Source organism: Paenibacillus sp. FSL R10-2734, from assembly GCF_037963865.1.
In the GTDB taxonomy this organism is placed as follows: domain Bacteria; phylum Bacillota; class Bacilli; order Paenibacillales; family Paenibacillaceae; genus Paenibacillus_AQ.
This window is the reverse complement of sequence record NZ_CP150170.1, coordinates 2,519,864-2,546,389: the sequence shown is the minus strand read 5'-3', so window position 1 is coordinate 2,546,389 and position 26,526 is coordinate 2,519,864. Positions and strand designations below refer to the sequence as shown.

Here is a 26,526-nt window from a genome sequence, read left to right as displayed (position 1 = left end):
CCATTCCCGGGTGATTTGGGGCGGATAACGGCGCTGGCTCGTTTACGTTACTGGCGACACTTTGTATTCGGTTTTTCGCATACATTTGGCTCGATTACGTTTCTGGCGGCACATTGTATTTGGTTTTTCGCATACATTTGGCTCGTTTACGTTACAGTCGGCACATTGTGTTCAGTTTTTCGCATACATTCGGCTCATTTACGTTACCGCCGGCACATTGTATTCGGTTTTTCGCATACATTTGGCTCTTTTACGTTGCCGCCGGCACATTGTGTTCAGTTTTTCGCATACATTTGTCCGTAAGTTCGACTAAAACATGCATTTCGGAGGATATAAGGTCCGCTCGGTCCGTCCCAAAGAGGCATGTGCTTAATTAAAAACAGGGCTCCCATGGCCACCAGCAGAATATTGACCCCTGTCCTTTAAAGATCTTGAATAAAACCAACACTTCAGCAGGGTTCCTGCAGATTTGCAAGAATTCTTGCTTTAGCCATCCTTCCGCCTTTTGCAGGTTTCTTCTCCGGAGGATGATTGCTGGTTAGTCAAATTAAAAAAGACTACAGGACCAAGAAAATTTCTTGGCCTATAGTCCATTCGTAACTCTGTTACTTCACAAGCTCCTCTAAACTTCCGAATATTCCTTGTGCCGATTTCAGCTTGGACGCATTGCCGACTACAGTAAAGTAATTCTGTTCCGTCACAGTCTTAAGCAAATCGGCGTACTGTCTAATGTCATCCGGTGTGGTCGACAGAATTTCATCCCGTTCCTGCTGTAGCTCGGCTCCGGTCACCTGTTCAAAATAATGCCGGTCGGCCCGCCGTCCCTGTGCGCTGGGACTCAGCGGCTGGTCCAGCATGGACAAGGTGCCGATGATCGCTTTGGTCATCTCGCCTTGATCTGCTTCATACCCCTCAGCAAAACGATACGCCTGATCATAAACCTCCAGCGTCTCTTGCAAATTCGGGTCACGGTAGGAGGTGAACAGCATCATCCCATCTCTGCGCAGAATCAGGTTTCCGCCATACGCACCGCCCTTCACACGTACGGCATTCCACAGATAGGTGAGGCTCAGGATTTTTTTGAGCACCTGCATTTTGCCAGAATACGTGAATCCTAGCTTAGTGAAGTCGTATCCCTTGACCACATATTGCACCTGGCTGGAAGACATGAATCCTTCATTATCCGCAAGTCCTTGCGCCGTAATCTTAGACATATTCACCACTGGCCGATCTTGGATATCCAGCTTCGCTACATTAAGGGCGAATTCTTCATACAAATCAGGCGTTCCGGTCACGCTGATGATTAAATTCTTTTTATTAAATAAAACCGCACAGATGTCCTTCAGCGTGTCTGCCACCTGGGCTCCCTGCTGATCGAACGTCTTGGCAAGCTCGCGGATAAAACGATAATAGGCGACCCCGCCCTGTTGTTCCTGATACGCCCCCATGTCCGAGAAATAAGATATCAGGCGGCTGGCGGCAATGTCATTCCCTCTTTGATTCAGAATCGATTCCATCTGCGAGGCTTCCCGGCGGACGATTTCATGCAGCTTGGTCAGGTTGTCGAGCGCACTAGTGTAGAGCATCTCCCGCAATAGATCCAGCGATTCGCCAATATGCCCCGCCATCACCTTCACCTGCGCAGTGAATTTAGGCTGATAATTCGTCCCGGTATCTTTTGCAGCGCCAAAGATCTCATTCCTAAAATAAATGCCCCCGGTTTTGATTCCAATTTCGCTGGTAAGCTCTTCAATGCTAAAGGAGGCCGTTTCCATTTGGCCCAACACCTCTGCTAGTAGTACTAAATATGGTATTCGCTCAGGAGCTACAACCCCCGTATCCCAAAAAAGCTTGCAATAGGCAATCTTGTGGGTAGATACCTCATGGTGGATCAGCTTAATGCCCTCATAGGTATGTTCATAGGTCGGCACCTGTGGTTCAGCGCTGCGGTTAATGTCCTGTAGGGACAAGCTCGGAAGCTTCTGCAAATCTTCAGCTGCATCCGCACGACTCTGCCGCGCGAGAAGATGCTGTGTGCTCTGAACAAGCTGCTCCAGCTGGTCTGGTTGCAGTGAGGCTTTGTATTCACTCAATTGACGCTGAGTGGATGCTTCCTTTTCGGCTGCAATCGTCTTGGACGGATTTAACACCACCACACTACAATGATCACTGTTCAACAAATAGACCTCAATCAGCTTCTCAAAATAACGGTCCGCTAGCTTTTCTCGAATGGCAGTGAACACCTCTTCATAGACCATATGGGTGGACGGCTGACCATCATAGAGCCAGGATTTCATTATTTCGATATTGTAAGTTAGACCCTTCGGATACCGGCTAAAGTCAGCTTCCCGCAGTTCAAACTCCTTGCTGTTGACCGCTGCCAGCACCAGCTTCTCATCTAATCCGTCCTGGGCCAAACGTTTTAATGTAGTCTTCACCAGCTCCTCGAAGGCATCTTTGGAGGAGGCATTGGAATGCGTTAGTGTAATGCCAAGCAGTGGCTGAAGCATACTGTCGGAATAAAAAGAAAACGCGTCTTTGCCCAGACCGCTTTCGAGCAAGGCTTGCTTGAGCGGAGCTGCGTTGCTGTCCATCAGCATGCTTTTTAAAATATCAAAAGCTAGGTTCAGTTCCCGATCTGTAGAGGTTCCAATCACATAATTCAGACTCAAATACGTCTTATCGGCGGCTGTCTCTGCTTCCAGAATCGGATAATCCGCTACCAGCTCCGTCATGCCGGTTGGCTGTTGTAGGGGAATGGAAGTATCAAAGCTGTTTCGTTCATAAGACCCAAGATATTCCTGATCTATAAATTGCAGCTTCTCTTCAATATTGACGTCTCCGTAGAGATAAAAATAACTGTTGGACGGATGATAATAATTGCTGTGCGCCTTAAGAAACTGCTCATACGTAAGCGCAGGAATCTCCTGTGGATCTCCACCTGAAGAATGGCGATAGATCGTGTCCGGATACAATGACTTTTTGATTCTGTCCATCAATACCGTTGTCGGTGAGGAATAAGAACCCTTCATCTCGTTGTAGACCACGCCTTTATAGATAAGCTCATCTTCGGGATGCTGAAGCTCGTAATGCCAGCCCTCTTGCTCAAAGATTTCTTGCTGCTTATAAATATTCGGCTGAAGGACACTATCCAGATATACCTCCATCAAATTGGAGAAGTCCTGATCGTTTCGGCTGGCCACCGGATACATCGTCTTATCCCCAAATGTAAATGCGTTCAGGAACGTCTGCATCGAACCCTTGAGCAATTCAACAAAAGGTTCCTTGACCGGATATTTCTCTGAACCACATAATACGGAATGCTCCAAAATATGAAAGACCCCTGTACTGTCCTCCGGTGGGGTTCTGAAGCTTACGCTGAACACCTTGTTGTCATCCTGATTCTGCACGAACAGCAGCCTAGCGCCGCTCTTCAGATGTTCCATCGTGAATACGGTGGATTCGATCTCCCGGATAAATTCCTCATTAATGACCTGAAATCCATAATAAATGTTCCCTGTGATCAAACGGCTCATAGATTTCCCTCCTCTGTTTAGGGATAAGATAACTCTACCCTGAAGCTTATCATATTCCTGGGCGATTATTCCATCAGTAGAAGGATTCCGGATTAATTTCTGATTCACATAAACAAGGCTACACCAGTATAATCACTGACGAAGCCTTGTTTTATTTTAAGGTATCTTTTAATATTGCTCCGAGTTCAGTGGTGTATTTAGTCAACCTTAAGCTTATCTCTGTACGCATAACATCTCGAGTTAGTCCAAAGCGCTCCTGATAGCCTCGGCAAAAGATTTTGTAATACACCAAGAATTCCTCCTGTTCATCTGCCAGCACCCTGATATTCCGCTGTTTCAGCTCTTTTTGCAACTGATAGGTATCCTGCATAATCCGGCGTTGAATGGCTTTACCAGCCATCAAATAGGCGCGTTTAAGAATGTTGCTGGAGTGCTCGATCTCTTTCAGGCTCTTACTAACCATGGTATCTATATAAGGAAGCAAAATGAGGTCACGAACCATCGTACGTTCCTCAATAGTTATCATTTTATCTGTGTTCTGATGCTGTTGATCCTCGTACTGCTCAACATGCTCGGTCATGATCATTTTCGTTTTCCAGCGTTCATTACCCTCTAGTTTACTCATTTATAGTGACCTCCAATCTGTTCAGCTCTTTCTAGGGCAACACCGGATTCAAGCATAGATGAAGCTCTGATTAGAGCTTTACTGCCATAACGAGCCTTTATTTGATCGATTGCACGTTCTTTGTTGTAAGCCCGAATCCTGTCATCAAAGAGTGTAAGTTGGATGACGTTATCATCAGATAGGTTAGACAAGGAAATTGCTAATCGCCCTATGGGAAGGCCAGACCAGTTGTCTGCAAATAATTTTTGCGCAGCAGCAGCTACTTCGTGTGTTAGTGATGTTGGTTCAGGCAATGTCATCTGACGCTCGTAAGAGTTTGAACGGTCTCCGTCCGTCTCCAAAACTGAAATAGATACCACTGATCCCATATAACGATACCGCCGGGCTCGCTGGCATACTTCTATGACGAGCTCAAGCAAAACAACCTCAATATCCGTATGCCGGGTGTATAAATTCCAGCGCAGAGCCTTGCCATGCCCTACTGATTTGATCTGATGTCGCATACCTGTGACCACTGGACTAGGATCTAGCCCGCGCGCAGTTTGCCAGTAATACTCCGCTTGGATATCGCTCTGCTTACCCATGGTGGTTCGCATTCGTTGCTTAAACTCTGGCAGCTCCATCCGCGCAATATCTCCAATCGTAGATATGCCCATACGCCAAAAATTCTTGGTCATTCTAGCTGCCACCATAAACATATCCTGTACAGGAAGTCTCCAGAGGGTCGACTCTAATTGGTCAAAAGTTAGTTCGTAAATCCCATCCTTCATTTTTTTGGCGTAGTTATCTGTCGCCATCTTTGCCATAACCTTAGTAGATCCAATGCCTACCCGAGTCCAGACTCCCGTCGAAAGTAACACATGATGCTGAATTTTATGAATCATATCCTGCAGCGATCCTCCGAAATACGCAAGAGATCCTGTGACATCCAGGAACTGCTCATCGATACTGTAGGGTTCTACCAGGTCGGTATAGGTTCGGTAAATCTCTGATATCAAGAGAGATACTTTAATGTAAGTCCCCATTCGTGGGCGTATTACGATTAGCTCTGGGCATTTTGCTAAAGCTTCACCTACACGCGAAGCCGTGGTTACACCCTTTGCTTTTGCAAGCGGACAGGCCGCCAACACAATACCGTTCATTCTTGTCGGATCCCCTACTGCAACAGGTTTATCTCGATATTCAGGATGGGCAGCTTTCTCCACAGAGGCGTAAAATGCCTGGCAGTCTGACAGTAGTATGACACGATCCTTAGGCATGGCGTTTTTCCTGTACTGGTTGCCATGATAGAATATTCGCCGCTAAGAACATGCGAGGAGTTCCTGTAGTTAGACAGTTTGCTCGTATGCGGCCGTCTCGGATGCTGTGTATTTCGATTTTCCGCTGGCTGATATTTCTCGATTTATCCTGATATATAATCTCAATTATTTGGCCGATGCTTATTTGCATGCGATCGCCTCCATAAAAATAAGAACACTTGTTTGTATTATATGCGCATTCGGGAAATTTAAGCAACAAAAAAGGTGAGGTAATTTCCCCCACCACTACCTGTAGCTACTATGAAAAATGAGTATTCAGTATTTCATATTCAACAGAGATTGAACAGATAACGAAAAAAGTTTACACTTTGATAAAGCAAACAACAGTAGTAATTCATTGATCTATACTCAAAAGTATTTCAAGAAAGGAAATCTGCTAATGTTCCGTTCCTCCTACACCTTTCGCTCGGAAGAAGATGCTTCCATGCTTCTGTTTGATTCTACCGGCTGGGAACAAGTCGATTCACCTGCCTATTCATTCAACGGCCAGAACCGAACGGAGAGAAGTTGTGTTATTTTTCAGTACACCTTATCAGGCGAGGGTAGAATTGAAATAGATGGGGTTGTTCATCGATTAACGAAGGGCAAAGCTTTTCTAGTAACTGTCCCCAGTATACACAGGTACTATTATCCGGAAGAAGGCACCGAGCCTTGGGAAGTTTTATGGCTCAATCTACGGGGGCCTTTAGCGATTTCACTTTGGAACCAACTTGCTGCTCATTGTGGTCCAATTATAGAACTCCCTCAGGAATCAGTTTCGATTGATTTATTGTGGAGTATATTCAAGGACATACAGGTTCATGAAGAAAGAGATTTGCATCTTTTAACGGGAAAAGTCTTTCAGTGGATCTTATCCATGGAGAAATACCTTAAGAAACCAAATTCGTTAACCACCTATATCAAAAATGACAAGCTTCACGCCGCTATTCAATTTATGAAGGAGGATCTGCATAATAATAATCTAAGCTTAGACGATGTCGCTGCTCATGTTGGCGTTTCCAAACATCATCTTTGCAGACTGTTTCAAAAAAACATCAACCTTTCACCCTTTGAGTATTTAAAAAGACGGCGGATCGAATTGGCTGCTTCTAAACTAAAAACAACAGACTTGAGCATCAACCAGATCGCCAATGAAACCGGATTTGACAATGCCAGCTACTTCGGAAAGGTTTTCCGTTCCTATTTTGGGGTCAATCCTTCGACGTACCGCGAACAGGATCTAGAGTTCCTGACGAAACATGTGTTTTTCGAAAATTGATTCAGCGTGAGATGAAAATGCCGCGTTTAGAGGTATCTGGGTCCGATAGAGTCGGCTGGGTTAGCATGTTGCACGGCGCTCCCGTTCAGCTCCGGTAGTCTCTGTTAGGTATGCATCTTGCTAGACGCACCATTCAGTTCCGGTAGTCTCTGCTAGGTATGCATCTTGCTAGACGCACCATCCGGTTCCGGTAATATCCGCTAGGTATGCATCTTGCTAGACGCACCATCCGGTTCCGGTAATATCCGCTAGGTATGCATCTTGCTAGACGCACCATCCGGTTCCGGTAATATCCGCTAGGTATGCATCTTGCTAGACGCACCATCCGGTTCCGGTAATATCCGCTAGGTATGCATCTTGCTAGACGCACCATCCGGTTCCGGTAATATCCGCTAGGTATGCATCTTGCTAGACGCACCATCCGGTTTCTTCCCCTCACCCGCTACTTCCGACTCATAACCCTCCCCTCTGACTTCGGACCATGATGACGCTATTTGCCAATTTCTCGCCTTTTTGGCTTAGTTTCGGACTCCAGTGCAGCTATTCCCTCGAAAGTGACTCATATTGGGTACTTTTCGTGCCAATAGCGACTATACGGTCCGATAAAACTCCAAATGTGTGAAAATGCCGCGTTTAAGGTCATCTGAGTCCGATAGCGTTGGCTGAGTTAGCATGTTGCACGGCGTCTTGTACGGCGTCCCATTCAGCTTCCATCCTGTTGTCTCCGATTCATAAACATTCCCCAGCTACTTCCGACTCATAACCAACCCCTCTGGCCTTCGGACCCACATGACGCTATTTGCCAATTTTCCCGCCTTTTGAGCATAGTTTCGGACTCCAGTGCAGCTATTCCCTCGAAAGTGACTCATATTGGGTACTTTTCGTGCCAATAGCGACTATACAGTCCGATAAAACTCCAAATGTGTGAAAATGCCGCGTTTAGGGGCTTCTGAGTCCGATAGCGTCGGCTGAGTTAGTATGTTGCACGGCGCTCCCATTCAGCTCCGGTAGTCTCTGCTAGGTATGCATCTTGCTAGACGCACCATCCGGTTTCATCCCCTCACCCGCTACTTCCGAGTCATAACCAACCCCTCTGGACTTCGGACTCACATGACGCTATTGGCCAGTTTTTCGCCTTTTGAGCATAGTTTCGGACTCCAGTGCAGCTATTCCCGAAAGTGACTCATATTGGGTGGTTTTCGTGCCAATAGCGACTATACGGTCCGATAAAACTCCAAATGTGTGAAAATGTCGCGTTTAGGGGCATCTGAGTCCGATAGCGTCGGCTGAGTTAGCATCTTGTATGACGCACCTATTAAGCTCCGGTAATCTCCGCTAGGTATGCATCTTGCTAGACGCACCATCCGGTTTCATCCCCTCACCCGCTACTTCCGACTCATAACCATCCCCGCTGGCTTTCGGACCCAGATGACGCTATTGGCCAGTTTTTCGCCTTTTGAGCATAGTTTCGGACTCCAGTGCAGCTATTCCCTCGAAAGTGACTCATATTGGGTGGTTTTCGTGCCAATAGCGACTATACGGTCCGATAAAACTCCAAATGTGTGAAAATGCCGCGTTTAGGGGCATCTGAGTCCGATAGCGTCGGCTAAGTTAGCATGTTGCACGGCATCTTGCACGACGCACCTATTAAGCTCCCATTCAGCTCCTATCCCCCTGTTGTCTCCGATTCATAACCATTCCCCAGCTACTTCCGACTCATAACCCTCCCCTCTGGCTTTCGGACTCAAATGACGCTATTTGCCAATTTTTTTCCCATTTGAGCTTAGTTTCGGACTCCAGTGCAGCTATTCCCTCGAAAGTGACTCATTTTGGGTGGTTTTCGTGCCAATAGCGACTATGCGGTCCGATAAAACTCCAAATGTGTGAAAATGCCGCGTTTAGAGTCTTCTGGGTCCGATAGCGTCGGCTGAGTTAGTATGTTGCACGGCGCTCCCATTCAGCTCCGGTAGTCTCTGCTAGGTATGCAACTTGCTAGACGCACCATCCAGTTCCGGTAGTCTCCGCTAGGTATACATCTTGCTAGACGCACCATTCAGCTCTTCTCCTTCACCCGCTACTTCCGACTCATAACCCTCCCCTCTGGCTTTCGGACTCAAATGACGCTATTTGCCAGTTTTTCGCCATTTGAGCTTAGTTTCGGACTCTAGTGCAGCTATTCCCTCGAAAGTGACTCATTTTGGGTGGTTTTCGTGCCAATAGCGACTATGCGGTCCGATAAAACTCCAAATGTGTGAAAATGCCGCGTTTAGGGGCATCTGAGTCCGATAACGTCGGTTGGGTTAGCATGTTGCACAGCGAACGCACCCATTCAGCGCCGCTATCTATCTCCCGCAGGGCATGCCTTTTACTAGGCACCCTATCCGATAGCGGCTTCGGACGCGCAACGAAAATTCAAAAAAAGGGAGGGTATCCCAAAGCCAATGGCTTGTGGAATACCCTCCCTTTTTTTATTAAACCTCTTTAAGTACGAAGAGTAAGCTTTTGAAATCGCCCTCAAGCTGTGGAAGAGAGAGTCCGAAGTTCATCAGTTCATCCCCTTTGTATACTTCACCGTTAAGCTCAAGTCTGTAGTTTTTAGCCGGGTCGAGTCCTTTCAACCGCAATCTGCGGAGAGGTGCATTAGGCTCGGCCAGAACTCTGAAGTACGTGGCAAAAGCTTCTTTTTTATCATCCGAAACAAACATCCACGCAGTACGATTACCCTCAAATGGGCTAAGCAGTCGATAGAAATCACCGAACTGAATCAGCATTCTCAGTTCCTTGTACTCTGAAACCTGCTTCCGGATATCTTCGCGTTCAGCCTCAGAGAGTTTGGTCATATCTAGTTCGTAGCCGAAGCTACCAGACATCGCGACATGACCACGTGTTTCCAAAGGTGTTATACGGTGCACCTGATGGTTAGGAACAGCCGAGACGTGAGCACACATAGAACTTGAAGGATACACAATACTTGTTCCATATTGGATCTTCAATCTTTCAACTGCATCTGTATCATCGCTGGTCCAGGTCTGTGGCATATAGTACAGCATTCCTGGATCAAATCGTCCACCACCGCCGGAGCAGCTCTCGAACAGAATATGAGGGAAACGGGTAACGATACGTTCCAGCACATCATAAAGTCCAAGAATATAACGGTGAGCCGTTTCGCGTTGACGTTCTGCTGGAAGTAGAGCAGATCCAATCTCCGTCATATTCCGGTTCATATCCCACTTCACATAAGTGATCGGAGCCGATGACAGCACGGAGCTAACCGATTCCACAATATAATCACATACATCCTTACGGGATAAATCCAGAACAAGCTGCTGGCGAGCTAACGTTCTTTTGTGACCTGGTACATGAAGACACCAATCCGGATGCTCACGATAAAGATCACTTTCTGGCGATACCATTTCCGGTTCAAACCATAATCCGAACTCCATGCCCATCGCTGTGATATCTTCTCCAAGTTTTCCGAGACCTTCAGGAAGCTTGCGGCGATCCTCTACCCAATCTCCGAGTGAGCTATCATCATTGTCTCGCTTTCCAAACCAGCCGTCATCCAGAACAAACAATTCAAGGCCGAGGTCTTTGCCTGCTTGAGCGATTTCTTTGATTTTATCAGCGTTGAAATTAAAATAAGTGGCTTCCCAGTTGTTGATAAGAATAGGACGCTTACGATCACGGAATTCGCCTCTGCATAGCCGTGTCCGATACAGACGGTGATAAGTTCTTGATAATCCACCAAGTCCTTGACTGGATCTTACCAGCACAGCTTCAGGGGCTTGGAAAGATTCGCCCGGTTCAAGCAGCCATTGAAAATTAAACGGTTGAATGCCGATACCCACTCTGGAAATTCCGTATTGATCCACTTCCGCTTGCGCAAGAAAGCTTCCGCTATACACAAGACTGAACCCGTATACTTCTCCGTGATCCTCTGTTGCATCTTTTGCAAGCAAGGCCATAAAAGGATTCTGCTGGGAGCTACTAGCGCCGCGCTTACTGTCAATTCGGTGGATACCAGGTACGAGTGGTCTTTTATAGATATGGCGTTCTCTCGTCCAAGTACCAGATAATTGCAGCATGTCATAATCAGAATCATGGAAGTCAACATTCGCGCTTAATACACGTTTCAGCACCACATTGTCCTTACCCTGATTCTCAATTCGAACGGAACGTGTGATCACGTCCTGATTATTAAACACGGTGTAGCTCAATACAGCAACCAGTCCGGATTTGTCATCCTGAAGAAAGAGCTCCAATGTTTCTGCTTCTTCTTCACTTTCAACGTAGGTGGAAGGCAGACCCAGTAGTGCAGGCTTTCCTTTATTAATCTTATAGCTCTTATAGAGGAAATCCGTAACGGTCGTACCATCTACCAAATGAACTTCTAGCGCTGGTTCCCGGAAATCGCCATTCCCATAAGACGGAAATTCGCTTGGAATGGTGTCGAGGGAGATTCTTTTGTCTTCCATCGTGTAGGTCGGACTAAAAGAGCAACGTTCCACTAAACTCAGCGGCTGCGCTATTCCTTCTAATTTAGGACCCCAATAGACATGCGCTGGAAGCTCACCTCTAACGACTTCAATAATGTAGCTGGATTGCTCAGACTGTAAATGAAACACCTTGCGGCTGTCATCATAATAAATACTCATAATATCCTCCCACTCTTCTTATCAGATCTTGTTGTAATATAATTGGCTTGATTTATCTCGTTGTTTGAGTCTATTTTAAAGATAAATGGAAGGGTATACAATCTGAATATCTATACCTTCACTAGTAAAATATTGATCTAAAATCATCTCAGTATGAAACTGTTAAAATAGAGAGGGTTAATCGTTCATTTAAAGGCGGAATAAGGGCGTATTAACATTCATCAATCGACTGTGTTCACTTCGGTGTAGTGGTAATTTCTAAACTCTTGTGGTGTGCAGCCAACGATCTTCTTAAAAAGGTAGGTGAAATAGGCTGAGGTCTGAATGCCCACTTGTTCGGCTACTTCATAGATCTTGATTCCCGGGTCCTGAAGCAGCTGTCGAGCCAGCTTGATTCGAGTCTCTTGGACATAGTCAGAGATCGTGATGCCCATCTCCTTCTTGAACAATACACTCAAATAACTAGCGTTGAGATTAAACTGTTCGGACAGCTGCTTAACGGTCCAATTCTCATGAATTCGTTCCTTAATAAAATTTGCTACTTTACGAATCAGATTGCGTTGCTGGTTGATATGTTCATCCTTGTCTGTATGCATATAACGGTCTACATATTCAACTAGAACATCAATAATTTTGGCTGTGCTGCCGCAATCCAGTAGTTGACGCCACATGAGGATATTATTCTCTTCATCCGGCTTACCTCCCCACTTAAGCGCACGTATTAGTTCACTCAAGAAGCTCATACCAAAGGCCTGCACGTAAGAAAAAGAGACTGGCTCTTTAGAGAGAAGAAGATCACACATATGTTTCATACGCTGACCCACTCCAACTGCGTCGCCAGCTTCCATAAGCTTGATCATCTCTGGCATCAATTCTTCACGCAGCCGGTAATCCTTGAATTCGATTGTATCAAGCTGCTCAAAACGAGCAATCTGCCCGTCTTCGATTAAACGCGATTGCGCCATCGTGAACCGCACCTCCTTATAGAGAAGCGGAACCTCCTGCCAGCTAGTGCTTATCCGACTGCAGCCGATGGTTACAGTAGATTCGAATTGTTCCATGACCATTTCCTGAATGAAGCGAATTTTTTTCTCTATTAAGGCTTTATCCTCAGCAGTATGATTCAGTTCAAGCACCACGATCTCGTCCGCTTCCGTCTGCACAGAAAATAAATTGGACGCCATATGATCAGAAAGGCCGATATCGATCGTCTTCCGAAACAGTCCCCCTAGCATTACTCTCTCCTTCGCTTCTTTCCCCGAGGACAGAAAATGATCCAGACCAAACACAATAATGCGCAAACCTTGCTCTAACGTTGGAAGCTTCAATAGCTGATACCAAGATAGTAGCATTTCATCTGCCTGAGCAATACCGGCGATCAGGTCACTGACAAATCGCTCCTTCGTCAGCTTCATGCTCTCGGACACTTTTTTCTCAAGTTCACGGGTCTGCTCATTAATTGCGCTCATCTTCTCCAACGTACCCCTCAGCATGGATAGACGGCTTGAAACCTCCGCCAGCTTAAGTGGTTTCATAACGTAAGCTTGTGCACCGACATCAATGGCATCGCGTACAAATTCGAATTCATTGTAGCCACTGATCATTAGAACCTGTAGATGTGGATGGATCCTCTTAGCTTTGGCTACGAGTTCTATCCCGGTCATCCCGGGCATGGAAACATCACTGATTAGCACATCAAACTTTGTCTCGCCCAATGCCTCTAGTGCTTCTTCACCGGACTCGAAGGTCACCGGATTCTCATAACCCAGATTCCTCCATTCGATATATCGGACAAGGCCTTGAATATTAGATGGTTCATCATCCACGATCAATACGCTCAGCATGCTGCACTTCCCTTCCAAGACTCATTGGTTCTGAACAGGCAGGAAATTTTATAGTTATAAGCGTCCATCCACCCTCTTCACTCTCCACATTGAACATTGCCTTCTCTCCAAAATAAAGCCCTAAACGCTCCTTAATATTAGCCGTGCCGAACCCGTTGCCTTTGCTTTTACTTTTACTCACATAACTTGCTTCTTTCATTTCTCTAACGGTTTCTGGTGGAATACCCTTACCATTGTCATACACAGAAATAATGATATTGCCCTCTTTATACCGTACGGAAATGACAATTAAAGCCTCCTTCTTCCGTGTGATAGTCCCGTGTAAATAACAGTTCTCCACGATGGGTTGCAGGATGGTTTTGATCGTATAGTAATTCAGAGCCTCATCGTCTATCTCCCATTGCACATTGACCCGTTCCGGGTAACGTAACTGCTGGATCTCCATATAGGCTTTGACATGCTCCAATTCCTCCCTAATCGGCACCACGCTAATCTTGTTATTCAGTGTCAGCCGGTAAAATATGGTTAGTGCATCGATGATTCTAATCTGCTCATCATCCTGCATATCCAGTGCTCGCCAACGGATTAAACCTAGGGAGTTATAGATAAAATGTGGGTTAATCTGAGCTTGCAAGGCTTTGAAGGCCTGCTCTCTCTCCATCAGTCCGGCCTTACGGATATCTTCGACCAATTGACCGAGTTGGCCAGACATGGAATTAAAGACATTTTCTAACTCTCCGAGCTCGTCATGACCAGAACTACGCACCATCACTTCAAAGTCCCCACGTGACAGATCGCTCATGCGATTACCTAACTTGCGAATACGCAGAACAATATTTTTGATGATGGTGAGCATCAGAAAGATCGACAATAGAAGAAAAAAGGCCGTGATCCCGACCACGAGAACAAGTACCGTCCAATACTGACCATCCATGAATTTGGTGTGGATCACTGCGACAACACTCCAACCCGAAGACAAAGGCTTGCGGATGACCAGTGCATTGTCTCCCTGAGGATCATAAGTATCGGCAGCTTTTCCAAAGCCAGATCCACTTAGCTCCGTATCCCCAGCTGATAGCATAAACCTCCTGATCCTCTCCCTCTCTGTAGCGGCAAGAATCTGCTGGTTCTGATCCACGATATACAGGCTGCCACTCTCATTAAAAGGCTCTCCCAAAAGCTCACCAAATACGGCATCGTAGTTCAGTAAGATATACACGGCTCCCAGAACATTTCCGTTTGGGCTAATGATTTTGCGGGAGAGAATGATTTGGTCCGAATTTCCAGGAATACTACTCCAGCTCAATGCCACCGGTGCGTGGATCACCTTCTCAAACCATTCGCTTTCATTCATTCCAGAGAGCAATCGCTCCTCAGGCCGCCACAATAATTGCCCATCTTGCACCAGCGTATCGTTCGTATGATAAATTCGGAAATCGGCGATACCCGGTAAATATTTGCTCGTAATCAGGAAGGTTCGGTCCACATAATTTACCGTATCTACAATCTCGGCCCGATCGGTATATTCCCTCCCCAGTCGAGCTACCAATTCACCGTCTGTGGTCTTCCGGACTGCCAGAAGCTCATAGCTTTGCTTGCCAAAATCAACATTACGCGCCGTCTGCCGCACCGCTTCATTCATAGTGACCAGATAACTGTGGTGAAAACTCCGGATGACCAAATAAATCGCGCAGCTACCAAGAATCAGAGTAGGAATTAGCAGAATGACGATGTACATACTTAAAATTTTTCCACGCAAACTCATACTTTGGGTGAATCCAATGATGGTCCGCTCCAGCCATAATCGCAAGGGACATTCTCCTTTCAAGATCACACTATGACGTGGACCCCATAACGCAGGAATAAACAGGAAGCCTTCTCTTTTTATAAAAAGAAGGTCCCCGTTTTTCCTAATTCATCATGAATTGTATGCCCTAATGTTCTAACCTTTGTCCGGGTTCTGCAGCTGTTCGTGCCATTCTTTCTTCAACTCACTCCAATGTGCCCGTTTCTCTAGTGCACCTTGGAACTCTGTCCAAGTCTGTTCAAACAACGCATCATCCTTGGCCATCATCAGCTTGGCCTTATATTCCTTGTTCACGTTCTCAAGTTCTGGTAAGTATTTTTCCCAAAGTCCACCTGGCTTAGCTTTGACCATGTCATAATCCTCAGCAACCCGTGTGCCGCCCATTTTACCAATCGTCTCCGTAAATTCAATGGTCTTGAATCTGCCCTTCGGATCGGTTACACCGTAGTTCCACCACGGGTACCATTCGTTGCTGTAGGAAGAAGTAGCATAGAGTCCAGGGTTTGTACTTGCTACCTTGGCTTGGTCACCGGAATCATGCAGCTCTTTGTATTTTTCATCCGTGAACACCCATTTTCCAAGTGGTTGATCCACCCAATCCCAGAATACGCCGGCTGGCCCTTCGTTCACTACCTGCTGCTGCTCAGGCTTTTGCTGCAAGGTATAGTCAAAGAAGGTTAGAATCGCTTCGAGGTTCTTCGTATCCTTGTTGATGTAAATATCATTTGCAGGATAAGGATTGACGATCTGGTTGGCTCCCACCTTGTCAACACCGGTAATCTGCGGATACGGAATGACGTCATAGTACCATGAAGGCTCAGTAGGTCCGTCCAACACTTCCCACAGGGAAGCATCCATGTTAAAGAAACCACCTACGTTCATAGCCACACGACCCGATTTATTCTTTTCCTTGTATCGTTCTTTCTTATCTGTAATAGATTCCGGGTCGACAAGTCCTTCCCTATACATCTTGTTCATCCATTGGTAAGCAGCTTTATACTGCGGATTGTCATAGATGAATTGGTAATCATCACCTTTTTTCTTCACCGGAATAACGCCGCCAGCAGAACTAACAGTCACGCCGAAGGTACTAAGAATAACATTTTCATCGTTCGCATCTGACAGGAAGCTGAGTGGTAACAAGTTTTTACCGGACGCATCCTTCTGTCCTGCTGCGAGCTTCAAATATTTCTCTATACCATCTAAGGTCTTAAGGTCATCCTTTGTCATCCCAACTTTTTCAAGAACATCACTGCGAACAAACCAGCCGTAGGAGGCCCAGCCGGGCCAAGGATCCTCGGGGTTTTGATCAAACCAACTTGGTATCGACCAGATATGACCGGAAGAATCCTTCATTTTATCCAAATATAGCTTAGGTATAGCGGCAAGGCTCGGATACTTATCTGGCATATCGAAATATTGCTCCAACGGAAGGATACTGTTCGAACGAATCATTGCATTATTTACCACAGCACCTCGAGAAAAGATTGCCGCATCATCAAAGCCACCTGTATTAAGCTTCAAATTTAGTTCAGTCATAGCGTCACCTTGAGTAGCCTCAATCTGGACATTGATACCCGGTTCCTTATCTCTCCAATAGGTCTGCACCATGCTGTCATTGTTTACGGTCGCTGACCATCCCAGCCACAGCTTGAACGTTTTGGAAACATTGGCACCTTCACCTGTAGTTTTATCAGCATTGCCCGAGCAGGCTGTCAGTCCCGAGACTAGCATAGCAACGCTCAGAATCGCCGCCCCTTTGTTTCTCCATTTACTTACGTTCACGACTTGTCCCCCTCTTTATTACAGATTGGTATTTGTTATTTCCTTATACCCACTGTGCTTTGACTGCCGCTTAACCTTTAACAGAGCCGATCAGCACTCCTTTAACAAAATATTTCTGTAGAAATGGATATACGCAGAGGATCGGAAGCGCACTGACCATAACCGTAGCCATCTTGATCGACATCAGGGTCACATTGGACAGCATCGTCCCACGTGCCAACGCTTCCTGATTATTGTTGGACCCAAGAACCGTTGAGATATCCTGAGCGGATAGGAGTTGCTGCAAGAAGGTCTGCACCGGAATAAGGTTCTGGTCACTGACATAAAAGGCTCCAGCAAACCAGTCGTTCCAGTGACCCACCGCCGTGAACAGACCGATGGCGGCAAGCATAGGCTTGGAGAGCGGTAACACAACAACAATCAGAATCCGCAGTGGATTCGCGCCGTCAATTTCAGCCGACTCAATCAGCGCTTCAGGAATACCTTGAATGAACTTCATCATGACGAACATATTCCATGCCGAGAAGGCGGAAGGAATAATATATACCCAGAACGAGTTAAGTAGGGATAGGTTGTTAAGCTGAATATAGAGAGGGATGAGTCCTCCGCTGAATAGCATCGTAATTAGCACATAAGCAAGAATCTGCTTACGAAATGGGAGCTGCCGATAGGATAACCCATAAGCTACTAGCAAGGTGACGAGCAGTCCGATGAAGGTTCCAATCAATGTCCGTCCAATGGTGATCAGGTAGGCATGGCGGATCACGGCATTTCCCAGCACGATCTCATAGTTGTATAGAGTGAATTCCCTCGGCCATAGATACACTCCGCCTTTGGCGGCATCACTACCTACATTCAGAGAGACCGCCAGCATGTACATGAAGGGGTAGATCACTGAAACACATAGGAGTGACAGCAGAATAATAATGATTACCTGGGCCGTCTTGTCTCTTAAAGAAGTCTTCATCGCCTACCATAGCCCCTCTCCGTTGAATTTTCTGGCTAGCTGATTCGTTATAAGGACCAGAATTAGGCTGATTACCGAAGACAGCAGACCAACCGCCGTCGCCATTCCAAAATACCCCTGCTGCAGTCCACTACGCAGAATGTATGTATCTAGGACATCCGCCACAGGCTGATTGGCTGGATTCATAAGTGGATAAATCTGATCCATACCAACCGTAATAAGACTCGGCATACTTAAAATCAATACGATGGCTATGGTTGGCATCATGCCAGGCAGTGTAATATGACGTATTTGTGCCATTCTACCGGCGCCTTCTACCTTAGCTGCTTCATAGAGCTGCGGATCAATCGTTGTAATCGCCGCCAAGTAAAGAATCGTATTCCAGCCCACTTCCTTCCACAACCCGCTGGCAACAATCATCGGGCGGAACCATTGTGTAGAACCCATGAAGAAGACCGGATCGCCGCCCATATTGACGATTAACTGATTAACCAAACCACCATCAAGGGTAAGCAGGGATTGGAGAATATAAGCTACAACGATCCATGAGAAAAAGTGGGGCAGGTAACTGACGGACTGGACAAACCGCTTAAAGGTGTTATTTCTGACCTCATTAATGAGCAGGGCCAGCATAATCGGTGCAGGAAATCCGAATACAAATTTGAGGAGGGCAATCCAGATTGTATTTTTCACCACAACCCAGAACTGGTCATCCTGCAAAAAAGAAAAGTTCTCTAGCCCTATCCATTCGCTGTTCCAGATCGTCCCTCCAATATGAAAATCCTTGAAGGCAACTTGAATGCCAGCCATTGGAATGTAGCTGAATAAGAACAACAGCACAACGGCTGGCAGAATCATCAGGTATTGCCATCGGTATTTAGAGAGTCTTGCTAGCATTTCATCACCTCTTTCAGCAAGTTAATCATCTTGTATTGTCATTATAGTCGGCGTCTGAAAGCGTAACCATATAACAACGATTGGATTTTTGTCGTTTTCATTGGAAGTTACTTTAATTGAACCGATTATGGTGGAACGCGCTATCATTCATACCTTTCGCTAGACTAGAAAAAGCCTGCAAAGGTACAGTTTTTGTACTGATGTTCTCTTCATTAAAGTCCAAAAACTGCTGACGTGCACGTATATCCTCACTTATGGATCGAAGACTTCTTCTGGCGCAAGAATAACTGCAGTTTCGCAGAAATCAATGCTTTAGCCCTCCTCATATCACTAAAAGATGTACTTTCGCAGGTTTATTGGCCGGTTATCGTTACTGATAACGATTAAGTCTGATTAGTAGTCTCATTAAGTCTGATTAGTCACCCATCAGCGTTTTAAAGCTACTCTGTGCTGCTACACCCCTGATCAATCCTTACATTCACGTAAAAAAAGAGCCCCCATATTAGAGGCACTCTTTTTGCAATTCTTCCTATTTAAATATCAAAGACAGAGCGTACAGTAAGCTGTGCACGCAGTTCTTCCACTGTAGCCGGCTTGTCGAGATCTTTTTTAGCGATTGTAATGGTTTTTGTTGTGCCACCCGACATGTCGAAATAGTTGTCGCTAAAGATCGCATCTCTTTCCTTGAAGTCTAGACCGACAAAACGAGCATACGCCTTGGCCTTCACAGTAATGACGAATCTATCTTCTTCCTCTGTGAGTACGGCTTCAAGCTCAGGGTCAACGAAGTTAAAATGCTTCGGCTTCACAAATAGGACCGTTCCACCGCTCTTCGTCTCGCCATCTACCTCAAAAGAATATTCTAGATAAGTCTCACGTTTCTTCCCTTTCGTATCCAGAATGTGGGCGAAATCAAGCTGCTCGAACTCAGCAGTACTTAACGCGGCAAGCTCTACTGGCTTCGTGCCTTCCAGCAAGACCTCCGATGCCCGAGTGAGCAGTCTCCAGCTCAATTCACCAACAACTTGCTCTCTGCTTTCATTGGAGACATGAAGGGAGACCTTCGTCCCTTCGTCATGGGCAGAAGCAAGAATCGGCGCGAAGAAATGTTTAGCCGCATAATGCATAGCCTTCCACCGGCCATAATAGTCGATGCTGGACCAAGAAGCTACCGGCCAGCAGTCGTTCAACTGCCAATACAACGCACCCATACAGCGACCTCTATGTCTGCGCCAGTGCTCAACGCCGCAACGCATACCTTCTGCTTGGATCAACTGCGAGGCATACAAGACAGACTCGAAATCCTTCGGATATTTGTAGGTCTCTCCGATATAGTAGAGAATTTTCTCATTCCCGGTATTGTTCTTCTGATGGGACTCCATGACATATGAGAAGATATTACGGTCCTCCGGCAGCGTGAACGATTCGATGGTCTTCATGCCCGGAAAGGACTGTAGTCCGAATTCAGACATATAGCGCGGATAAAGCTTCCGGTAATCGGTAAACGGTTCTTTCCCATGCCAGACTCCCCAGTAATGCATATCTCCGTAATTCTCGTCATTTGGCTTGTCAAAGCTACCCTTGGAGGAGGGTGAAGCACGCCAGTAGAAGGTGTTCGGATCAATTTCTTTAGCGATTGCCGGTAGAAGCACCTCATAATGCTTAATATAATCTGCCTTTAGCTGCAAAGAGTAATGCTTCTCCCAGTCCCATTCGTCCCAGGCCAGCTCCTGCTCGTTGTTGCCGCACCACAAGCCTAGCGAAGCATGATGGCGAAGACGTTTCATGTTGTCGATGGTCTCGTGCGTGATGTTCTCCTCGAAAGCTTCTGTCAGGGCATAGATGCCACATGCATACAGATGATCCTGCCAGACGATAAGACCATATTCATCGCAGAGATCATAGAAATAATCATCTGGATAATAACCGCCGCCCCATACGCGGATTGTATTGAAATTGGCAGCCACGCAGCTTTGGAGCAAGCGATCCGTACGCTCCCTAGTCACGCGAGGTAGTAGATTGTCTTCCAGAATATAGTCGGCACCCGTCGAGAAAATAAGCACACCGTTGACTTCAAAGGCAAACGATTCTCCCCACTGATCTTCTTCCTGCTTCACAGTAATCGTTCTGAGTCCAATCCTCAGCTCTCTACGATTTAGCTCCTGCGCTTTCTGCACAAGTACAACCTCTACGTTATACAGTGGCTGAGCACCGAGATTATTTGGCCACCACAGCTCTGGCTCCGTAATTTCCAGTGCAATATGATGATCTGTTCCAATACTTTCAGATACCCTACGCTCAATGCTCAAACCCGCTGGTGTATGAACTTTGACCACAATTTCTCGATCAGCCTCCTGCCAGCTCTCTGTTCTTACTCGAACATCCAGCGTGACCTTATCCTTCTCGTGGAATTGTGTAATATAAACATCGTCAAGACGGGCACTGTTATAACCCTGAATGGAGAGACTGCGCCAGATTCCTAGATCGGGTAGCTTCGGACCCCAGTCCCAACCGAACATAGAGTGCGCTTTGCGCAGATGAGAAATCCCTTCTACTGCATCAGCACAGCCACTAAGCGGCAGTTCCGCTTGCTTCCTTAAAGTGAATTCTACTGGGGAGCGAAAAATGGCGTGAATCGTATTGTCTCCTGCCTTCAATACGGACTTGATATCCACTTCATACGTCCTGTGCATATTGTCACTGTTCAGAATGTTAGTTTCATTCAGATATAGCTCACATAGCGTATCCAGCCCTTCACACAGCAGAAATACTCGGTCATGCTCCAGCACTCCCGCCTCCACCTGAAAGCTACGTTTATATTCGTAATCGTAATTGGATAGTTCCAGGACCTCATACTCCTGCTCACGGTAGAACGGATCCGGCATTTCTCCAGCATTCAGCAAGTCATGGTATACAGAGCCAGGCACGCTAGCTTCTAGCCATTTTGGCTCCTGAAGTCGTTTCATTTTCCATTTCCCGTTTAGATCGATTAGTTGCATTTCTACGCCTCCATAGATGTGCTATTTTGACTTCTTGTATAAAAATCTTAACAATAATATCTATACTTTTCTTCCATTGTGTTCGCAGATATAGTGTGCTATTTTAACATCATCAAAACCTGGAGGAAAAACATGATCAAATACACCGAGGCAAGCCATATCAATCCCGAATTGCTGGCTGATCCCTTCTGGGTCGAGTCCCTGAGTCAGGTATCCCCAGAACATACGCATGACTTCTATGAATTCTTCATACTTACTGAAGGCCGATGCCAGCATATCGTCAACGAAGCAACACAGCTTCTCCAATCTGGCTGCCTTGTCTTTATCCGGCCCGATGATATTCATCGGTATGAAGCGGACGGAGATAGCGATTGCCGCTTTCTAAACATTCCCTGCCGAAAAAGCCTCATTAACGATGCTTTTGCTTATCTAAATGAAGAAGAGTTCCTACATGGACTATTGAATACTCCGCTTCCTAGAATCGCCATGCTATCTCAACTGGAGATGGATGATTTCGTTCGTTCTTTCGAACGCATTCGAATGCTCTCTACCTTAGACAAGGTGAAGTCCAGGATTTATCTAAAAGGAATACTCGTAAACACGCTCACCCAGCATTTTTTCTCCCCGGAAACCGTTGAACAGCCGGAATTCCCGTTGTGGTTAGAGCATGCCGTTTCCAAGATGCATCTGAAAGAAAATTTAAACCGAGGCCTTCATGCCCTGTACGAGCTATCGGGCAGAAGCGCCGGTCATGTTAACCGGGCCTTCCGCCAATATCTGAACCAGACGCCGACAGAATATATCAACCAGCTGAGGCTCAACGTGGCACGCAATCTGCTGCTTACTACTGAACTGCGCGTGCTCGAGATCGCCCTGGAATCCGGTTTTGAGAACGTCAGCCATTTCTATCATCAATTCAAAAAGTACTATCACCAGGCCCCACTAGATTTCCGCAAGAATGCGCTTGTTAATAGACTAGTTTAACTGCTATTGAATATAGCAAAAGGCTCCCCCTCTGCCTGAATGCAGAGAGGAAGCCCTTACAATAATTATTTTGAGTTCCACAGCTCCATACGTTCTGCGTACTTCTGGTTAATGATTTCTTCTACTTTCTCATCCCCAGCCTTTTTCATATCCGCAAGCATCTTGTCGAATACGGAGTTGGCTTCTGCTTCCGTTGGAGCAATGATCACTCTCGTAATGCTCTGATCCATAATATCTTTTACCTTCTGCGCAGTCAGTGCTTCAGGTGTTCCGCCGTCAGGACTCAGGTTGTCATATGCCGCTGTATCCCATACGGAATCGCCAAGGCTCTTGATCGCCATTTGATCTACTTCACTGCGTTGGTATTTAACTGCCATATCGTAAGGCTGTTCATTTGCATCTAGACCATTCTTAATAAACCACAACCATTTGCGAACACCGCTCTTCTTCACTGTGTCGTCCCAGTTTTCCTGGAAGCTAGCCAAGAATGCAGGGTCCGGTTGTCTTTTGCCATCTACCATGGTGTATTGAACGCCCTCTTGGCCCCACAGCAGCAAATGCTGTCCTTCATCACTTGCCAAGAAATTAAACAGCTTCATTGTTTCTTCAGGGTGCTTGTTATTCTTAGTAATAGCGATGGCATCCCATCCAAGTGAACTTCTTGGTCCAAATGTCGTTTGGGCAGGGTCTACGCCAGGAGCAACAACCTTGTATGGGAAGAGCTGATTATCTTCTCCGCCATCCTTCTTCAAAGTTCCATTCCCGTTACCTGGATCCCAGTATGCGCCTGGTGTGGAGAATACTGCCCCAGTAGCTATCTTTTGAACCCAAGTTTGTGTTTTGCTAATAGCAAATTCCTTCTCAATCAGACCTTCTCTATATAATTTATTCACATACAGCAGCATTTCACGATACTTTGGATCCTTAACATCATATTGCAATGTTCCATTATTATCGTAGTAGGTTTTCAGACCCCACATGCCTTTGAATGATCCAAGGTTGGCGCCCATATTCTCGCCGTTCATGGTCATTGGAATGGATTCTTTTCCATCAATCGTCTTATTTTTCGCTTTAAAATCCTTCAGAATGGCTTCTAGTTCATCTGTAGTAAGCGGTGTTGAACCATCTGCTTTGTCCGGAGCCAGATCTGTAAGCAGGTTTTTTCTCATCAGCATCCCGAAGACTGGATCACTGTCTAGTCCATACCAGTTTGCCAAGTAATAGTTCTTTCCGTCTTTATAACGAGTCTTGGTCAATGTATCCCCATACATTTCCTTGATATCAGGGCCACTCTTCTCAATCAGCTCATCGAGTGGAATGAACGCGCCGCTTGTAATGTACTTATCGAGGGAAGCATCCCCACGGCTCATCACGACCACATCCGGATAGTCACCGCTGGCAAGCATCAAGCTTAGCTTCTCTGTCGGATTTCCTGTTGGCTGCTGAATAGAGATCTCAATACCCGTCTTTTTAGTGATTTCTTGGGCGACAGCATCGGTAAAAGGCTCTCCCTTAGTATTCGAATCAAACCATGTAAGTGTAATCGGCTCTTGTTTTGTATTCTCTCCAGCCGCTTTATTTGTATTGTCTGTTCCATCATTAGAACCACAGCCCGCTAATAGTGAAGCGGATAATGCAGCAGTAATACTTACGCTCAACAATTTGTTTTTCTTTATCATAGACACCCTAATTCCTCCCATTAATTAAGATACTTCACAAGTCTAGCAAGCAACCAAGCAAGTCTGTCCGCTCACCCCCCTTCAGGGCCGCCAGCTGGACAACTCCTCTCCGGCTGGCGTTCGGTATTTAATCATATTAACTCTTAACAGCTCCCAAAGTCATACCTTTAACAAAATACTTTTGCAGGAACGGATATACTAGAACGATTGGCAATGTTGCAACCATGGTCGCCGCCATCCGAATCGTATCGCTTGAAACGGCATTTCGCTTGGCCGAGTTGGCCAGCATTTGTGATTGCGATACCATACCTCCGGTCTGGAATTGACTCAGTATTTTGACAAGGACAGCTTGCAAGGTCTTCAGGTCTGAGCTGTAAGTAAACGCATAGGAGTCAAACCACGAGTTCCAATGCGATATTGCCTGAAATAGACCCACTGTCGCGAGTACTGGTGTTGTCAACGGCAGCACAATCCGGAAGAAAATCATCAAATCGTTCGCACCATCTACTTTCGCCGACTCCTCAATCTCACCAGGCAATCCCTCCATAAAGGTTCGAACAATAATCATATAGAAGACATTCATCAAGCTTGGCAGAATAAAGACGGAGAAGGTGTCGATCATATTCAGGGCTTTAAGCACCATGTAATAAGGAATCAGCCCGCCTCCGAAATACATCGTAAAGACAAAGTAAAGGTTCCAGCCCTTGCGTCCCATCAAATTCCGTCGACTTAGCGGATACGCAAGCATCGTAATCACAAGAACCGACAGTGGAGCACCAATTACGGTCCGTTTAACCGTTACCCATATCCCATTCATAATTTCGGTATCTTTCAAAATTTGGTTGTAGCTATCAAAGGTGATATCTCTTGGCCAAAAGTAGACGCCACCTCGAACAGTATCCTCAGCAGAGTTTAATGAAAGAACGAGAATATTCCAAAAAGGTAAGAAGGTTACTAGCAACACAAGGGTAAGAATCAAATATACAAAACACTTAAAAATATGATCTCCGTATCTGTTCAAAAACATCTCAAGCGCTCCTCTCCATTTTGTTATTTAGAACAACGCTTGGTCGTTCACTTTTCTAGAAATTCGATTCACGATTACAACAAGAATGAAGGCAATAACGGATTTGAATACCCCCACGGCAGCCCCGTAAGAGAACATGCTGTTTTGTAACCCGTATTTGTATGCATAAATATCGATAACTTCCGAGTACTCAAGCACAGTGTTATTTTGCAACAGATATTGTTGTTCAAAGCCGGCATTCAAAATACCACCGACTGCAAGAATGGCCAATATCACGATAGTTGGACGTAAAGCAGGGAGCGTAATATTCCACATTTGCTTGAATCGGCTAGCTCCATCTACTCTTGCGGCTTCGTAAAGCTCCGGATTAATCGCAGATATTGCAGCTAGGTACATAATGGCGCTAAAGCCCATTTCCTTCCACATATTAGACAAGGCGATAATCCACCAGAATAAAGGTCCGTTTTGTAGAAAAGCTACCGGTTCGTCAACAATGCCGAGCGTTACTAGAAGATTGTTGAACATCCCATCAGAAGCTAGTAGCGTAATTACAATGTTAGCGGCGATAACCCATGAGATAAAATGCGGTAGATAAGAAACCGTCTGCGTAAAGCGTTTGAAAAATCCCTGTTTTGCTTCATTCAGCACAAGCGCGAGTATGATCGGCGCAGGAAAACCGAATAACAAGGTCAAGAGGCTTGTCGCAAGCGTATTGCGCATTACACGGTAGAAGTCTCCTGTAGTAAAGAAATATTCAAACCACTTAAAGCCCACAAACTCAGCATGGAAAAATTGTTGAAAAAATGTTCCTCCACCCGGCTGATAGTTTGTAAAGGCCATATACATACCAAACATAGGTCCATAGGAAAATAGCAATGTCGCAATTAAGGCAGGGAGCATCAGCAAAAATAACCATTTCTGCTCTTTTAATCTGTACCAAAAATTATTGCCCCTGACTGTTTTGATAGCGCTTGCTTTATGCATCAAATACCCTCCCTTTTTATTTAGTGCAGCATGCCCTGCTACATCTCGATTCAACTTCTCTCCTATTTATCTTAAGTCTGCGATGGATTCCTTTCTATACTTCAATCCTCCGAATGATAGCGCTTTTTAAAGGAGTTTCTGAACATTCGAGCATTGGATT

15 protein-coding genes are annotated in these 26,526 nt (G+C 45.8%); 2 read left to right on the top strand and 13 right to left on the bottom strand.

Features of this window, described 5'->3' with window-relative positions; translation table 11 throughout:
- Positions 1–605 precede the first annotated feature (605 nt).
- The 3 genes from NSS67_RS11045 to NSS67_RS11035 form a co-directional block, all read right to left on the bottom strand.
- A complete protein-coding gene (locus NSS67_RS11045; protein WP_339319572.1) occupies positions 606–3,536 on the bottom strand; it encodes an insulinase family protein in 2,931 nt (976 codons plus the stop codon).
- A gap of 151 nt (positions 3,537–3,687) precedes the next feature.
- The gene (locus NSS67_RS11040; protein WP_339319571.1) at positions 3,688–4,161 is read right to left on the bottom strand and encodes a hypothetical protein; all 474 of its coding nucleotides are present in this window, start codon (positions 4,159–4,161) and stop codon (positions 3,688–3,690) included.
- Positions 4,158–5,420, bottom strand: a complete 1,263-nt coding sequence (locus NSS67_RS11035) for a DNA polymerase IV (RefSeq protein ID WP_339319570.1) — start codon at positions 5,418–5,420, stop codon at positions 4,158–4,160. Before NSS67_RS11035 ends, NSS67_RS11040 begins: the two co-directional genes overlap by 4 nt.
- A 397-nt stretch (positions 5,421–5,817) precedes the next feature.
- Between NSS67_RS11035 and NSS67_RS11030 the strand changes: the two genes are divergently transcribed.
- Positions 5,818–6,738 (top strand): AraC family transcriptional regulator, encoded by a 921-nt coding sequence (locus NSS67_RS11030; RefSeq protein WP_339319569.1) that lies wholly within the window; start codon positions 5,818–5,820, stop codon positions 6,736–6,738.
- Between the two features lie 2,471 nt (positions 6,739–9,209).
- On the opposite strand, the gene NSS67_RS11025 is transcribed toward NSS67_RS11030, so the two are convergent.
- From NSS67_RS11025 to NSS67_RS10995, 7 genes are all read right to left on the bottom strand, one after another.
- Entirely contained in the window at positions 9,210–11,393 is a 2,184-nt protein-coding gene (locus tag NSS67_RS11025) for an alpha-galactosidase (RefSeq protein WP_339319568.1), read from the bottom strand.
- 221 nt (positions 11,394–11,614) lie between these two features.
- The gene (locus NSS67_RS11020; protein WP_339319567.1) at positions 11,615–13,237 is read right to left on the bottom strand and encodes a response regulator; all 1,623 of its coding nucleotides are present in this window, start codon (positions 13,235–13,237) and stop codon (positions 11,615–11,617) included.
- On the bottom strand, positions 13,212–15,047 hold the full coding sequence (locus NSS67_RS11015) for a sensor histidine kinase (protein ID WP_339319566.1): 1,836 nt from the start codon (positions 15,045–15,047) through the stop codon (positions 13,212–13,214). The genes NSS67_RS11020 and NSS67_RS11015 overlap by 26 nt, the downstream gene beginning before the upstream one ends.
- A 132-nt stretch (positions 15,048–15,179) precedes the next feature.
- Complete coding sequence (locus NSS67_RS11010; RefSeq protein WP_339319565.1) at positions 15,180–16,829, bottom strand: hypothetical protein; 1,650 nt, start codon at positions 16,827–16,829, stop codon at positions 15,180–15,182.
- Positions 16,830–16,899: 70 nt separating this feature from the next.
- On the bottom strand, positions 16,900–17,796 hold the full coding sequence (locus tag NSS67_RS11005; protein ID WP_339319564.1) for a carbohydrate ABC transporter permease: 897 nt from the start codon (positions 17,794–17,796) through the stop codon (positions 16,900–16,902).
- A gap of 3 nt (positions 17,797–17,799) precedes the next feature.
- Positions 17,800–18,693, bottom strand: a complete 894-nt coding sequence (locus NSS67_RS11000) for an ABC transporter permease subunit (RefSeq protein WP_339319563.1) — start codon at positions 18,691–18,693, stop codon at positions 17,800–17,802.
- Positions 18,694–19,226: 533 nt separating this feature from the next.
- Positions 19,227–21,692: a glycoside hydrolase family 2 protein gene (locus NSS67_RS10995; protein ID WP_339319562.1), complete on the bottom strand. Its 2,466-nt coding sequence runs from the start codon at positions 21,690–21,692 to the stop codon at positions 19,227–19,229.
- Between the two features lie 132 nt (positions 21,693–21,824).
- Here NSS67_RS10995 and NSS67_RS10990 point away from each other — a divergent pair, with 132 nt between their 5' ends.
- Positions 21,825–22,676: an AraC family transcriptional regulator gene (locus NSS67_RS10990; RefSeq protein ID WP_339319561.1), complete on the top strand. Its 852-nt coding sequence runs from the start codon at positions 21,825–21,827 to the stop codon at positions 22,674–22,676.
- Between the two features lie 65 nt (positions 22,677–22,741).
- Here NSS67_RS10990 and NSS67_RS10985 read toward each other — a convergent pair whose 3' ends face one another.
- The 3 genes from NSS67_RS10985 to NSS67_RS10975 all read right to left on the bottom strand — a co-directional run bounded on the left by NSS67_RS10985 (position 22,742) and on the right by NSS67_RS10975 (position 26,366).
- Entirely contained in the window at positions 22,742–24,355 is a 1,614-nt protein-coding gene (locus NSS67_RS10985; protein ID WP_339320570.1) for an extracellular solute-binding protein, read from the bottom strand.
- 136 nt (positions 24,356–24,491) lie between these two features.
- Entirely contained in the window at positions 24,492–25,382 is an 891-nt protein-coding gene (locus NSS67_RS10980) for a carbohydrate ABC transporter permease (protein WP_339319560.1), read from the bottom strand.
- A gap of 27 nt (positions 25,383–25,409) precedes the next feature.
- Positions 25,410–26,366 (bottom strand): ABC transporter permease subunit, encoded by a 957-nt coding sequence (locus NSS67_RS10975; RefSeq protein ID WP_339319559.1) that lies wholly within the window; start codon positions 26,364–26,366, stop codon positions 25,410–25,412.
- Positions 26,367–26,526: the final 160 nt, after the last annotated feature.

Bases quoted from the DNA above. Each gene is read 5' to 3' on its own strand.
- NSS67_RS10995 (WP_339319562.1), bottom strand. From the start codon at position 21,692: ATGCAACTAATCGATCTAAACGGGAAATGGAAAATGAAACGACTTCAG.
- NSS67_RS10975 (WP_339319559.1), bottom strand. From the start codon at position 26,366: ATGCATAAAGCAAGCGCTATCAAAACAGTCAGGGGCAATAATTTTTGG.
- NSS67_RS10980 (WP_339319560.1), bottom strand. From the start codon at position 25,382: ATGTTTTTGAACAGATACGGAGATCATATTTTTAAGTGTTTTGTATAT.
- NSS67_RS11020 (WP_339319567.1), bottom strand. From the start codon at position 13,237: ATGCTGAGCGTATTGATCGTGGATGATGAACCATCTAATATTCAAGGC.
- NSS67_RS11000 (WP_339319563.1), bottom strand. From the start codon at position 18,693: ATGCTAGCAAGACTCTCTAAATACCGATGGCAATACCTGATGATTCTG.
- NSS67_RS11005 (WP_339319564.1), bottom strand. From the start codon at position 17,796: ATGAAGACTTCTTTAAGAGACAAGACGGCCCAGGTAATCATTATTATT.
- NSS67_RS10990 (WP_339319561.1), top strand. From the start codon at position 21,825: ATGATCAAATACACCGAGGCAAGCCATATCAATCCCGAATTGCTGGCT.
- NSS67_RS11025 (WP_339319568.1), bottom strand. From the start codon at position 11,393: ATGAGTATTTATTATGATGACAGCCGCAAGGTGTTTCATTTACAGTCT.
- NSS67_RS10985 (WP_339320570.1), bottom strand. From the start codon at position 24,355: ATGATAAAGAAAAACAAATTGTTGAGCGTAAGTATTACTGCTGCATTA.
- NSS67_RS11045 (WP_339319572.1), bottom strand. From the start codon at position 3,536: ATGAGCCGTTTGATCACAGGGAACATTTATTATGGATTTCAGGTCATT.
- NSS67_RS11040 (WP_339319571.1), bottom strand. From the start codon at position 4,161: ATGAGTAAACTAGAGGGTAATGAACGCTGGAAAACGAAAATGATCATG.
- NSS67_RS11035 (WP_339319570.1), bottom strand. From the start codon at position 5,420: ATGCCTAAGGATCGTGTCATACTACTGTCAGACTGCCAGGCATTTTAC.